At 54.1% G+C, this 12,593-nt stretch carries 12 protein-coding genes; 7 read left to right on the top strand and 5 right to left on the bottom strand.

The features are described 5' to 3' along the window. The first annotated feature begins 4 nt into the window (after positions 1-4). The 6 genes from entE to OGX75_RS16815 all read left to right on the top strand — a co-directional run bounded on the left by entE (position 5) and on the right by OGX75_RS16815 (position 6,196). The gene (gene entE, locus OGX75_RS16790; RefSeq protein ID WP_071259787.1) at positions 5-1,615 is read left to right on the top strand and encodes a (2,3-dihydroxybenzoyl)adenylate synthase EntE; all 1,611 of its coding nucleotides are present in this window, start codon (positions 5-7) and stop codon (positions 1,613-1,615) included. Positions 1,616-1,628: 13 nt separating this feature from the next. Beyond that, positions 1,629-2,486 carry an isochorismatase gene (locus OGX75_RS16795; protein ID WP_047458220.1) on the top strand — a complete coding sequence of 286 codons (858 nt, stop codon included), beginning with the start codon at positions 1,629-1,631 and terminating at the stop codon, positions 2,484-2,486. Then, positions 2,486-3,241, top strand: coding sequence for a 2,3-dihydro-2,3-dihydroxybenzoate dehydrogenase EntA (gene entA / locus OGX75_RS16800; protein ID WP_012133393.1), 756 nt, complete (start codon positions 2,486-2,488; stop codon positions 3,239-3,241). Before OGX75_RS16795 ends, entA begins: the two co-directional genes overlap by 1 nt. Positions 3,242-3,243: 2 nt before the next feature. Continuing rightward, a complete protein-coding gene (entH, locus tag OGX75_RS16805; protein WP_012133392.1) occupies positions 3,244-3,657 on the top strand; it encodes a proofreading thioesterase EntH in 414 nt (137 codons plus the stop codon). A gap of 175 nt (positions 3,658-3,832) precedes the next feature. After that, positions 3,833-5,938 carry a pyruvate/proton symporter CstA gene (gene cstA, locus OGX75_RS16810; RefSeq protein ID WP_012133391.1) on the top strand — a complete coding sequence of 702 codons (2,106 nt, stop codon included), beginning with the start codon at positions 3,833-3,835 and terminating at the stop codon, positions 5,936-5,938. Positions 5,939-5,998: 60 nt separating this feature from the next. Beyond that, a complete protein-coding gene (locus OGX75_RS16815; protein ID WP_071259782.1) occupies positions 5,999-6,196 on the top strand; it encodes a YbdD/YjiX family protein in 198 nt (65 codons plus the stop codon). Between the two features lie 127 nt (positions 6,197-6,323). On the opposite strand, the gene OGX75_RS16820 is transcribed toward OGX75_RS16815, so the two are convergent. Next, entirely contained in the window at positions 6,324-7,412 is a 1,089-nt protein-coding gene (locus OGX75_RS16820) for an oxidoreductase (RefSeq protein WP_071259780.1), read from the bottom strand. A gap of 130 nt (positions 7,413-7,542) precedes the next feature. Between OGX75_RS16820 and OGX75_RS16825 the strand changes: the two genes are divergently transcribed. Further along, positions 7,543-8,703, top strand: a complete 1,161-nt coding sequence (locus OGX75_RS16825) for a pyridoxal phosphate-dependent aminotransferase (RefSeq protein WP_024130556.1) — start codon at positions 7,543-7,545, stop codon at positions 8,701-8,703. Here OGX75_RS16825 and OGX75_RS16830 read toward each other — a convergent pair whose 3' ends face one another. The 4 genes from OGX75_RS16830 to dsbG form a co-directional block, all read right to left on the bottom strand. After that, positions 8,704-9,321: an IbrB-like domain-containing protein gene (locus tag OGX75_RS16830; protein ID WP_012133386.1), complete on the bottom strand. Its 618-nt coding sequence runs from the start codon at positions 9,319-9,321 to the stop codon at positions 8,704-8,706. Next, entirely contained in the window at positions 9,294-10,529 is a 1,236-nt protein-coding gene (locus OGX75_RS16835) for a phosphoadenosine phosphosulfate reductase (protein ID WP_104868934.1), read from the bottom strand. The genes OGX75_RS16830 and OGX75_RS16835 overlap by 28 nt, the downstream gene beginning before the upstream one ends. A 184-nt stretch (positions 10,530-10,713) precedes the next feature. After that, a complete protein-coding gene (citR, locus tag OGX75_RS16840) occupies positions 10,714-11,616 on the bottom strand; it encodes a DNA-binding transcriptional repressor CitR (RefSeq protein ID WP_049011612.1) in 903 nt (300 codons plus the stop codon). 212 nt (positions 11,617-11,828) lie between these two features. After that, a complete protein-coding gene (gene dsbG / locus OGX75_RS16845; RefSeq protein WP_286451436.1) occupies positions 11,829-12,575 on the bottom strand; it encodes a thiol:disulfide interchange protein DsbG in 747 nt (248 codons plus the stop codon). Positions 12,576-12,593: the final 18 nt, after the last annotated feature.

A 12,593-nucleotide genomic window follows, 5' to 3' on the forward strand; every position in this document is an offset into this window, starting at 1 on the left:
GATGATGACCATTCCTTTCACCCGTTGGCCGGAGGAGTTTGCCCGCCGCTATCGTGAAAAAGGGTACTGGCAGGATCTGCCGCTGACCGATATTTTAACCCGCCACGCAGACAGCGATAAAACGGCGGTGATTGATGGCGATCGACACCTGAGCTATCGCGAACTGAACCAGGCGGCGGATAATCTGGCCTGTAGCCTGCGCCGTCAGGGGATCAAACCCGGCGAAACCGCGCTGGTGCAACTGGGCAACGTGGCGGAGCTGTATATCACTTTCTTTGCCCTGCTGAAGCTTGGCGTCGCACCGGTTCTGGCGCTGTTCAGCCATCAACGGACGGAACTTAACGCTTACGCGAAGCAAATTGAACCGGCGCTGGTGATTGCTGACCGCCAGCACGCGCTGTTCACCGGGGACGATTTCCTCAATACGTTTATTGCCGAACACAATTCCGTGCGTGTGGTGCTGTTGCTCAACGATGCGGGTGAACACAACCTGCAAACGGCGATTGACCAGCCTGCGGTTGATTTTACCGCCACGCCATCACCTGCCGATGAGGTGGCTTATTTCCAGCTTTCCGGCGGGACAACCGGAACGCCGAAGCTGATCCCGCGCACCCATAATGATTATTACTACAGCGTGCGCCGCAGCAATGAAATTTGCCACTTTACCGAAGCCACGCGTTTCTTATGCGCGATTCCGGCTGCGCATAATTACGCCATGAGTTCGCCGGGATCGCTGGGCGTCTTTCTGGCCCAGGGAACGGTGGTGCTGGCGGCTGACCCGAGCGCTACGCTCTGTTTCCCGTTAATTGAAAAGCATCAGATTAATTCAACGGCGCTGGTGCCGCCTGCGGTGAGCCTGTGGTTGCAGGCGATTCAGGAGTGGGGCAGCAACGCACAACTGGCCTCGTTGAAACTGTTGCAGGTAGGCGGCGCGCGGCTTTCAGCGACGCTTGCCGCGCGTATTCCGGCGGAAATCGGCTGTCAGTTGCAGCAGGTATTCGGCATGGCGGAAGGACTGGTGAATTACACCCGTCTGGACGACAGCCCGGAGCGCATCATCAATACTCAGGGTTGCCCGATGTGCCCGGACGATGAGGTCTGGGTGGCTGACGCTGACGGCAATCCGCTGCCGCAGGGGGAAACGGGACGCCTGATGACGCGCGGGCCGTACACGTTTCGCGGCTATTTTAAAAGCCCGGAGCATAACGCCAGCGCATTTGATGCCAACGGCTTTTACTGCTCCGGCGATCTGATCTCCATTGATCCAGATGGCTATATCACCGTGCAGGGACGTGAAAAAGATCAGATCAATCGCGGCGGGGAGAAGATCGCCGCGGAAGAGATTGAAAACCTGTTACTGCGCCACCCGGCCGTAATCCATGCCGCGCTGGTCAGCATGGAAGATGAGCTGATGGGGGAAAAAAGCTGTGCCTGGCTGGTGGTGAAAGAGCCGCTTCGCGCGGTACAGGTACGCCGCTTCCTGCGTGAGCAGGGGGTCGCCGAATTCAAATTGCCGGATCGCGTGGAGTGTGTCGAGGCGTTGCCTCTGACCCCGGTCGGTAAAGTCGATAAAAAACAATTACGTCAGTGGCTGGCGTCACGTTCACTGACCTGAAGGAGAAAGAGAGATGGCAATTCCGAAATTGCAGGCGTACGCGCTGCCTGGCGCGCTCGATATTCCGCCCAATAAAGTGAACTGGGCCTTTGAACCTGAACGCGCTGCGTTGTTGATCCACGATATGCAGGATTATTTTGTCAGCTTCTGGGGCGACAACTGCCCGATGATGGAACAGGTGATCGCGAATATCGCCGCCCTGCGTCAGTACTGCAAAGAGCACAACATTCCGGTCTATTACACCGCTCAGCCGAAAGATCAGAGCGATGAAGATCGCGCCCTGTTGAACGATATGTGGGGGCCGGGCCTGACGCGTTCTCCCGAGCAGCAAAAGATTGTCGATGCGCTGGCGCCGGACGAGGCGGACACCGTGCTGGTGAAATGGCGCTACAGCGCGTTTCACCGTTCGCCGCTGGAGCAGATGTTAAAAGAAACCGGGCGTAATCAGCTGATTATCACGGGTGTGTATGCGCACATTGGCTGTATGACCACGGCGACCGACGCTTTCATGCGCGATATCAAGCCGTTTATGGTGGCGGATGCGCTGGCCGATTTCAGCCGTGAAGAACATGTGATGTCGCTTAACTATGTTGCCGGTCGCTCCGGTCGCGTGGTGATGACGCAGGAACTGCTGCCGACGCCGGTTCCGGCGAGCAAAGCGGAGCTGCGGGCGCTGATCCTGCCGCTGCTGGATGAATCCGACGAGCCGCTGGATGATGAAAACCTGATTGATTACGGGCTGGACTCTGTACGTATGATGGCGCTGGCGGCTCGCTGGCGTAAAGTGCATGGCGATATCGACTTCGTGATGCTGGCGAAAAACCCGACGATCGATGCCTGGTGGACACTGCTTTCCCGTGAGGTGAAGTGATGGCCGGATTGGATTTTAACGGCAAAACCGTCTGGGTGACCGGCGCGGGAAAAGGGATTGGTTATACCACGGCGCTGGCGTTTGTTGCGGCTGGCGCGCAGGTGACGGGATTCGATCGCGAGTTCACGCAGGATGCGTATCCCTTTGCGACCGAAGTGCTGGATGTCGCAGACGCCGCGCAGGTCGCGCAGGTTTGCCAGCGCGTGCTGGCGCAAACCGAACGGCTGGATGTGCTGGTGAATGCCGCCGGGATTTTACGGATGGGGGCGACCGATGCGCTAAGCGCCGAGGACTGGCAGCAGACGTTCGCCGTCAACGTCGGCGGCGCGTTTAACCTCTTCCAGCAGACGATGGCGCAATTTCGTCAGCAGCAGGGCGGGGCGATTGTTACCGTCGCGTCTGATGCGGCGCACACGCCGCGCATTGGCATGAGCGCCTATGGCGCGTCCAAAGCGGCGCTGAAAAGCCTGGCGCTGACCGTTGGGCTGGAGCTGGCGGGCAGCGGCGTTCGCTGTAACGTTGTCTCTCCGGGATCTACCGATACCGATATGCAGCGCACGCTGTGGGTGAGCGATGATGCGGAACAACAGCGTATTCGTGGCTTTGGCGAGCAGTTTAAGCTTGGCATTCCGCTGGGAAAAATCGCGCGTCCGCAGGAAATCGCGAATACCATTTTATTCCTCGCGTCCGATCTGGCCAGCCACATTACGCTACAGGACATTGTGGTTGACGGCGGCTCAACCCTGGGAGCGTAGCGATGATCTGGAAACGCCATTTAACGCTTGATGAGCTGAACGCCACCAGTCTGAACACGATGGTGGCGCATCTGGCGATCGTCTATACCCGTCTGGGCGATGACGTGCTGGAGGCGGAAATGCCCGTCGATGCGCGAACGCATCAGCCTTTCGGCTTGTTACACGGCGGCGCTTCGGCGGCGCTGGCGGAGACCCTGGGGTCAATGGCCGGGTATCTGATGACCCGTGACGGCCAGTGTGTGGTGGGAACCGAGCTGAATGCCACGCATCATCGCGCCGTGTCGCAGGGGAAGGTGCGCGGCGTTTGCCAGCCGCTGCATCTGGGTCGGCAAAGCCAGAGCTGGGAAATTGTGATTTTTGACGAACAGGGACGACGTTGCTGTACCTGCCGCCTGGGGACGGCGGTGATGGGCTAGGCCCAACAAAATGCAATGATGTTGCAGCGTTGACCGACCAATGAAGTGATCCAGTTAACAATGCAATGTAAATAATCAGTTTTATAGCGTTGTCAGGTTGTTAAAACCAGCAGAGGTGTTATAGAAACAAAATGTAACATCTCTCTGGAACACAACACGCAAACGGACAACAACTATGAACAAATCAGGGAAATACCTCGTCTGGACATTGCTCTCCGTTATGGGAGCATTTGCCCTGGGATATATTGCGTTAAACCGTGGGGAACAGATCAACGCGCTATGGATCGTCGTGGCGTCAGTTTGTGTCTACCTCATTGCCTACCGTTTTTATGGTCTGTATATCGCCAAAAATGTGCTGGCGGTTGACCCGACGCGCATGACGCCTGCGGTGCGTCATAACGATGGTCTGGACTACGTACCTACCGATAAGAAAGTGCTGTTCGGTCACCATTTTGCGGCGATTGCCGGGGCAGGGCCGTTGGTTGGGCCGGTGCTGGCGGCGCAGATGGGGTATCTGCCCGGTATGATCTGGCTGCTTGCCGGGGTTGTGCTGGCAGGCGCGGTGCAGGACTTTATGGTGCTGTTTGTTTCTACCCGCCGTGACGGTCGCTCGCTGGGTGAACTGGTTAAAGAAGAAATGGGCCCAACGGCTGGTGTGATCGCGCTGGTGGCCTGTTTCATGATCATGGTGATTATCCTTGCGGTACTGGCGATGATCGTCGTGAAAGCCCTGACCCACAGTCCGTGGGGGACGTACACCGTTGCGTTCACCATTCCGTTGGCCATTTTTATGGGCGTCTACCTGCGTTACCTGCGTCCGGGACGTATTGGCGAGGTGTCTGTTATTGGTCTGGTGTTCCTTGTCTTTGCCATCATCTCCGGTGGCTGGGTTGCGGAAAGCCCAACCTGGGCGCCGTATTTTGACTTTACCGGCGTACAGTTGACCTGGATGCTGGTGGGCTACGGCTTTGTGGCGGCGGTTCTGCCGGTATGGCTGCTGCTGGCGCCGCGTGATTACCTCTCAACCTTCCTGAAGATTGGTACGATTGTCGGTCTGGCCGTCGGCATTCTGATTATGCGTCCGACGCTGACGATGCCTGCGCTGACCAAATTTGTGGATGGCACCGGCCCGGTGTGGACCGGTAACCTGTTCCCGTTCTTGTTCATCACCATTGCCTGTGGCGCGGTGTCTGGCTTCCATGCGCTGATCTCTTCCGGCACCACGCCGAAGATGCTGGCGAACGAAGGGCAGGCCTGCTTTATCGGCTACGGCGGGATGTTGATGGAATCCTTCGTGGCGATTATGGCGCTGGTTTCCGCATGTATCATCGATCCGGGCGTTTACTTCGCCATGAACAGCCCAATGGCCGTACTGGCGCCAGCCGGAACCGCTGATGTGGTTGCCTCTGCTGCGCAGGTGGTCAGTAGCTGGGGCTTTGCGATTACGCCTGATACGCTGCATCAGATTGCCAACGAAGTGGGCGAACAATCCATTATTTCTCGTGCCGGTGGCGCGCCAACGCTGGCGGTGGGGATGGCCTACATCCTGCACGGGGCGCTGGGCGGTATGATGGATGTGGCGTTCTGGTATCACTTCGCGATTCTGTTTGAAGCCCTGTTCATTCTGACGGCGGTTGATGCCGGTACGCGTGCGGCGCGCTTTATGTTGCAGGATCTGCTGGGCGTGGTCTCTCCGGGTCTGAAACGTACGGATTCACTGCCTGCGAACCTGTTAGCGACGGCGCTGTGCGTGCTGGCGTGGGGATACTTCCTGCACCAGGGCGTGGTGGACCCGTTAGGGGGGATCAACACCCTGTGGCCGCTGTTTGGTATCGCGAACCAGATGCTGGCGGGTATGGCGCTGATGCTCTGCGCGGTTGTACTGTTCAAGATGAAACGTCAGCGTTACGCATGGGTGGCGCTGGTGCCTACCGCCTGGCTGCTGATTTGTACGCTGACCGCAGGCTGGCAGAAAGCGTTTAGCCCGGATACCAAAATTGGTTTCCTGGCGATCGCCAATAAATTCCAGGCGATGATCGACAGTGGCGATATTCCTGCGCAGTACACGCAGTCTCAGCTGGCGCAGCTGGTGTTCAACAACCGTCTGGATGCCGGTCTGACCATCTTCTTCATGGTTGTGGTGGTGGTTCTGGCTCTGTTCTCAATCAAAACTGCGCTGGCAGCGCTGAAAGAGGACAAACCGACGGCGAAAGAAACGCCGTATGAAGCCATGCCGGAAAACGTTGAAGAGATTGTGGCGCAGGCGAAAGGCGCGCACTAATTTTTAAATAAGCGGCCCTCTTCTTAACGGGAGAGGGCATTTGCGTCACAGGTGGTAACGATGTTTGATACGCTTTCTAAGGCCGGGAAATATCTGGGTCAGGCGGCAAAACTGATGATTGGCGTGCCGGACTATGACAACTACGTTGAGCATATGCGCGTGACGCACCCGGATCAGGCGCCAATGACTTACGAAGAATTTTTTCGTGAGCGGCAGGATGCGCGTTATGGCGGGAAAGGCGGCGCACGTTGCTGCTGATGTTTTGTGTTGCCCGGTGGCGCTGCGCTTACCGGGCCTACGCTGATGTTTTGTGTTGCCCGATGGCGCTACGTACGGGGTATTTTGTAGGCCGGATAAGGCGCAGCCGCCATCCGGCAAGCCGCCGCTAAACCGTAAACGACTCTACCTTTTCAAACGCGGCGCGTAATGTGGCTGGCGTTAACGTCACCGGCAGAAAGTGGATGGATTCGACCGGGCGCAGGGTGTGGGCAATCACGTTATCAATCTCCGCCTGGTTCTGGATATCGACATCCAGCGCCGCCAGCGTAGTGGGCAGACTAAAGCGCTGATAAGCGGCGACAAGCTGCGCCAGTACCTCATCCTGACCCAGCAATGCGCTTTGCACCAGAATGCCATAAGCCACTTTGGTGCCGTGCAGAAACTTCTCGGTTTGCGGCAATACGGTGAGCCCATTATGGACGGCGTGTGCCGCCGCCACACGGGTATAACGCTCGCCAAGACCACCGACCATGCCGCCCCCGGCAATAATCGCATCCACCACATCGCGAAATGCCTGGGTGAGTTCTCCACGTTCTTTGTCCGCCAGCGCCTGTTCGCTGCTCTCCAGTAGCACATCACGGATCGCCAGCGCGCCGTTAATGCCCAGACGCACGGTAAGCGGTAAGGTTTCTGGCTGTGGCGCTAATACAACGGCTTCGTACCATTTTGCCAGCGTGTCGCCGATGCCGGCCAGCAGATAGGCCTCTGGCGCGCGGAGAATGATTTCCGGCTCTACCAGCACCAGATAATTGGCGTCGTCAAAAATTTCAAAGTGCAGCGCCTGACCAGCATCGTTGTACCAGACCGACAGCGGTGTCCAGGCCGCGCAGGTGGCCGCGATAGTCGGGATCGCCACGAAGGGGAGTTGTAGCCGACGGGCAAGGGCTTTGGCGGTATCAAGCAGCGTGCCGCCGCCGATACCGATCACTACGCGGCGGTCGTCGCCTGCTTTCGCGGCCAGTTGTTTCACATCGCTTTCGCTGCAATGGCCGGTAAACGGCAGGTGTCTGGCTCCCGGAAGATCAAACGCATCCGGCAGGTAAGGGCGGGCGGCGGCAATCGCACGTTCGCCATACACCCATACTGCGGCGGAGAGTTGCCCGGCGCTGAAAAAATCCTTCAGTCTGGAGAGGCTGCCGGTATGGGAAAAGTAGTTAGCCGGGCCGGTAACGACGCGGATGTCAGTGTTGCTCATGGTGTGTTGTCCTTGTGGCTGCGCTGTCCGGGAGTTGTTTTTATTTAGACGTCTAAGCGTCTTGATTGCCAAATGCTAACATCGTGTTATAGTGGTTTCAACATCGACATCACCCTCGGGTATGATAACTATGAGTAATAACCCACTGATTCCGCAAAGCAAACTGCCTAATTTAGGCACCACAATCTTTACACAAATGAGCGCCCTGGCGCAGGAGCATCAGGCGATTAACCTGTCGCAGGGATTTCCTGATTTCGATGGCCCGCGCTATCTACAGGAACGTCTGGCCTGGCATGTTGCACAAGGGGCGAATCAATATGCGCCAATGACCGGTGTGCCTGCATTACGCGAAGCCATTGCGGAAAAAACGGCGGCGTTATACGGCTATAAGGCTGATGCCGGGAGCGAGGTGACGGTAACGGCGGGGGCAACGGAAGCGTTGTATGCCGCTATCACCGCGTTGGTTCGTGCGGGAGATGAAGTGATCTGCTTCGATCCCAGCTATGACAGCTACGCGCCAGCCGTTGAACTGTCCGGCGGCGTGCTGAAACGTCTGGCGCTTCAGCCGCCGCAGTTTCGCGTTGACTGGCAGGCATTTGCTGCGTTACTGAGCGAACGTACCCGGCTGGTGATCCTCAATACGCCGCATAACCCGAGCGCGACCGTCTGGCGCAAAGCCGACTTTGAAGCGCTGTGGCAGGCGATTGGCGATCGCGAAATCTATGTATTAAGCGATGAAGTGTATGAGCATATCTGCTTTGCGCCAGAAGGCCATGCCAGCGTACTGGCGCATCCGCAGCTACGTGAGCGTGCTGTCGCGGTCTCGTCATTCGGTAAAACCTTTCATATGACCGGCTGGAAGGTGGGGTACTGCGTAGCGCCAGCGGCGATCAGCGCGGAATTGCGTAAAGTGCATCAGTATCTGACGTTCTGCGTCAACACACCGGCGCAACTGGCGCTGGCCGATATGCTGCGTGCTGAACCGGAACATTACCGCGATTTACCCGCATTTTACCGGAAGAAGCGTGACGTTCTGGTTAATGCCCTGCGTGACAGTCGTCTGGAAATCCTGCCCTGCGAAGGCACCTATTTTCTGCTGGTGGATTACAGTGCGGTATCAGACCTCAATGACGTGGATTTCTGCCAGTGGCTGACCCGGGAAATCGGCGTTGCGGCGATTCCGCTGTCGGTATTTTGCGCCGATCCTTTCCCACATAAACTCATCCGCTTATGTTTTGCCAAGCAGGAATCCACGCTGCTGGCGGCCGCAGAACGCCTGTGTAAATTGTAATTACTTTACGGTCCAGGCTTTGGAGAATCGACGGTCGGCAAAGAGTTCCTGTAGGCCGTTGATTTGTTTCAGACGCAGGACTTCATCTTTATCCATGCCCAGCTCTTTTCCGATTCGCGTCTCGTCCCAGCCCAACAGGGAGAGTTCTCGCACAATTTCCGACATCGCGTGAATCTGATGACGGCCACGGGCTCGGTTGTGACGAATGGTCGCCGCAATCCGTTCATGGCGATTGCGTTCCAGACAGGTGACGGGAAGATAGCCTTTTAACTTTGAGCGTAATGTGGATTTCCCTTTACCGAGTTCGTGACGGTGAAAGCCATCCACGATTTCATATTTTTCTGCCGCCGTTTCTGCAACGACAATAGGCTGCGTGAAGCCATCTACCTCAATAGACTTTAGCAGGAGCCTTTTCTCCGGGGGCGCCACATTGTTTGGGTTGTAATCATTAGGCTCGATTTGTTCGTTTTTTACCCATTGCACGCAGTCTACCGGCTGATCGCGAAAGGGGCTGACGCGGTGGATCGCCATTCTGAATTCGTTGATTGCCGCAATTCTCTCTTCTTCGTTCAGCGTGGAGAGAAAGTCGGTTATTTGTTGGGTGAGTCGCTGTTGCATAAAATCCCCCATTCTTTGCGCTTTGCTTTCATGCGTTCATTGTAGCGCTGGTAGTGTTTAGGCTTTGTCGGGCTGAATGAGAGCGCCCGACACCAGTAATCATTGTTCAATAGCACCTTGCAGATACGTCGCCATGAGGGGATATCTTTGGAGCCGATATCGCCTTCCTGCGTTTGTGGAATGTTCTCCATTCCTTTCTTTTTATACCATTGCAGGTAGACCGCGATTTTGTTGCGGTAATGCTCGGCGCTCTGTTCCGGCATGCTGTCCAACAGCAGCATGGCGTAGCTTTGCCAGCTATGGTGCTCGGGTTTCAGTATTTTTCGATGGCCGTAAAAATGGTTATCCTGGCCTGCATATATCCCTCCGCTGCGCACGCCGCTTACCCTGGCGCACATTGCTGCCCAGCGTTCGGGTTCAATGACATGATAGAGCCACAATCCCTGACGTTGCTCCGGGCCGAAAGGTTCGCAGATGCGCATATACCGGAGCGGCACGTTGGCCTGGTACATCAGGTTATAAAGCGGGTTGCAAGGCTGCTTCGTTTTTGCGAACCATGTCCAGATGTCTGCCGTTTTCCAGTCATACATCGGGTAAATATACCAGGTGTGCCCGCCCTGAGCGGCGGTCGTCCAGGGTTTGTCGTCCGCAAAACGCTGTTTGCTCAGGGAGGCGATAGCGACAAACCGATTGTAAGACTCGTCAGCGCGGATGCCGATCAGCATCGCCGCAGGACGCTTTTCTGAAAACCACTCGGCAAAGTCGCGAACAAATTGTTCGAAGGTCATGCCTGGCTGATAAAAAGGAAAGTAAGCCGGATCGGTAATGGCGTCGGCAGGCGGTTGACGCACCCATTCAGCATTCGGGTCCCAGCATTGCCATTCGGGTTGGTATTGCGACAGCGAATTTTGTGTGGTGAGCGGCAGGGCAACCCAGTAAAAATGTTCAATGACATCGGAATATTGTTCGTGTAATGACTGAACATAGTCAATTGTGCAGGAGAATTGCACTTCCCAGTCAATAAATAATACGCAGATCTTCTTCTTTAACTTACGCGCGATTCCGGCGGTAAGGTGCAGCATCAACCCTGAGTCTTTCCCCCCGGAAAATGACACGCAAATACGCGGTAAGGTGGTGAGTGTCCATGTAATGCGCTCTTCCGCAGCTTCCAAAACATTTTGGTCAAGTGGGATTTTATAAACAGACATAATGAGTTCATACCTGAACGGAAAATGGCTATGTGTAGAATACAGAAAAATAATTATATATATTATATGATATAATCAACAGAATGTGCAAGGTTTAAAAAAGCATCCAAAACTTAAATTAATTTTATATTAATTATTTTAATTTTGAATGCTTGTGCCGGCGATGGCCCCGTATGCTTTCGTTTCAGCTATTTTCCGTCATTTTGTTAATGATACTCGTAAAACCTTTGTTATTCAGTGACGTTCGATTATATACCAGGTATAACTGAACTGAAGGTAAATCCTGATCAATATTAACTCGTTGCAGTTTAAGGGTGGAGTGAAAGAAGTCATATATGACTTCAGGAACGATGCCAATTATGTTGGTTTCAGCAATAGTATTAATGATTGCAACCATCGAGTCACTGCGAAACCCAATTTTCCGGCTGGCAAGAAGGGAGTTGACCAGCGACTGGTATTCTTTAACGCCTGGCTCCTCTCCCTGGTATGAGGTAAACGGTTCTTCGAGTATTTGCGCTAATGTACTGGCGTCGCTGATTCTGGGGTGATCGGCACGACACACCAGTACGCTTTTGATTGTTTTAAAAGGCGTACAGACAACCGAATGGTTGTTCAGCGGCGTGGTGGTGATCACCATGTCCGCCTTGCGGTATGCCAGCAGGTCTTCTGCTGATTCCGCAGACATCAGGATATCATGATGCTCAATTTCAACGGAAGAATCTTCCATAATAAAATTAATCAGCTTTATTACGTTCATTGCAGTAAGTAGCTGTGGGCTGTAAATGATAAATTTTTTCTTAAGACTGGAACTATGCATAATATTAATTGTTTGTTCCAGGCTATTGAGGTTTTCCTCAAGATGATGATGTAGATTTATACCGGTGACGGTCGGCGTGATGCCTTTTCCTGAACGAATAAATAAAGGATCGTTGAATTGAGTTCGTAATCGTTGCAGAGATTGACTCACGGCAGACGGGGTGATGTACAGCGTTTCCGCCGCTTTACTAATGCTTAAATTCTGGTAGATACACTCAAAAATAATCAGCAAGTTGAGATCGAATTTTTTGAGATCGTAGAGATTAGCCATTTTTTTTCTTCCTGTTTTGTGACTATTGTCATAACTATATTTGTTATAGTTATGCAACACATCCAATGCTTTACAATAGTGATGTTTGCTAAGCTTAAATTCTCTTTCAATAATACTAAAATAGCATAGCTCAGAATATCTTTGCGAGCGATTTATAATGGAAAAGGAGATTGACAGAAAAACAATGCCAATCTCCCCCCTTTAATTTAGGTTTAATGTTCACCCATCATAATGTTCAGCTGCGCTTTTTCCGGTAACCCGACGACCTGCTGTAACATATTTTCTTTATTCATATAGTAAATGGCTGGCGTTGCGTTCGCCCCCAGATCGTCCATGAGTTTCTGATGAATATTCAGCATTTTCATCTTATCTTCTGGCAGCGGTGAAGGGATCGCCAGATTGAGTTTACCGCCTGACGCTTCATAGTCATGCCAGGTTTTTGCCGGATCGCGGGTGGATAAGATAGCGGCAGCCGTTGCCGGGCTTTCGGGTTTGATCACGCCCACCAGTAGCGTCCGCAATTGTACTTTGCCGGATTCGACCCAGGGGCGCGCCTGCTGCCAGAACTGTTTGCAGTAAGGGCAGAAAGGGTCCGCAAAGACATAAAGAATCACCGGCGCCTCTTTTTTGCCGTCCAGAATCCACGACGCTTTTTCCATCCGCTGCCACATTTCTCTGCCGACCGGGGCGTAGATCTCTTTTTCTATCAGCGCATTACTGAGGTTTGCGCCTTTTTCGTCGTACATGTAGCCGGAAATCGCGTGTTTCCCGTCAGGCGTGAGGTAGATGGTCACGCCCATATCCTGGTATTTGCCCAGATAGCCTTTCATTCCGCCGGGGGCGTCAAAAGACTTCAGGATCGTAATTCCCTGTTTTTCTATCGCTTTAACCGGGGCAGGCAGTTCTTCAGCAAAGGCGATGAGCGGGAGCAACGTCAGCAGCAATGTTCGTTTTATCATTATATTTCCTTAAAAATC

Source organism: Citrobacter sp. CK199, from assembly GCF_030333285.1.
Lineage (GTDB): Bacteria > Pseudomonadota > Gammaproteobacteria > Enterobacterales > Enterobacteriaceae > Citrobacter_B > Citrobacter_B koseri.

What these genes read in the sequence shown, in the direction of transcription:
- entE (WP_071259787.1), top strand. Translation starts at nt 5, where the DNA reads ATGACCATTCCTTTCACCCGTTGGCCGGAGGAGTTTGCCCGCCGCTAT.
- OGX75_RS16795 (WP_047458220.1), top strand. Translation starts at nt 1,629, where the DNA reads ATGGCAATTCCGAAATTGCAGGCGTACGCGCTGCCTGGCGCGCTCGAT.
- entA (WP_012133393.1), top strand. Translation starts at nt 2,486, where the DNA reads ATGGCCGGATTGGATTTTAACGGCAAAACCGTCTGGGTGACCGGCGCG.
- entH (WP_012133392.1), top strand. Translation starts at nt 3,244, where the DNA reads ATGATCTGGAAACGCCATTTAACGCTTGATGAGCTGAACGCCACCAGT.
- cstA (WP_012133391.1), top strand. Translation starts at nt 3,833, where the DNA reads ATGAACAAATCAGGGAAATACCTCGTCTGGACATTGCTCTCCGTTATG.
- OGX75_RS16815 (WP_071259782.1), top strand. Translation starts at nt 5,999, where the DNA reads ATGTTTGATACGCTTTCTAAGGCCGGGAAATATCTGGGTCAGGCGGCA.
- OGX75_RS16820 (WP_071259780.1), bottom strand. Translation starts at nt 7,412, where the DNA reads ATGAGCAACACTGACATCCGCGTCGTTACCGGCCCGGCTAACTACTTT.
- OGX75_RS16825 (WP_024130556.1), top strand. Translation starts at nt 7,543, where the DNA reads ATGAGTAATAACCCACTGATTCCGCAAAGCAAACTGCCTAATTTAGGC.
- OGX75_RS16830 (WP_012133386.1), bottom strand. Translation starts at nt 9,321, where the DNA reads ATGCAACAGCGACTCACCCAACAAATAACCGACTTTCTCTCCACGCTG.
- OGX75_RS16835 (WP_104868934.1), bottom strand. Translation starts at nt 10,529, where the DNA reads ATGTCTGTTTATAAAATCCCACTTGACCAAAATGTTTTGGAAGCTGCG.
- citR (WP_049011612.1), bottom strand. Translation starts at nt 11,616, where the DNA reads ATGGCTAATCTCTACGATCTCAAAAAATTCGATCTCAACTTGCTGATT.
- dsbG (WP_286451436.1), bottom strand. Translation starts at nt 12,575, where the DNA reads ATGATAAAACGAACATTGCTGCTGACGTTGCTCCCGCTCATCGCCTTT.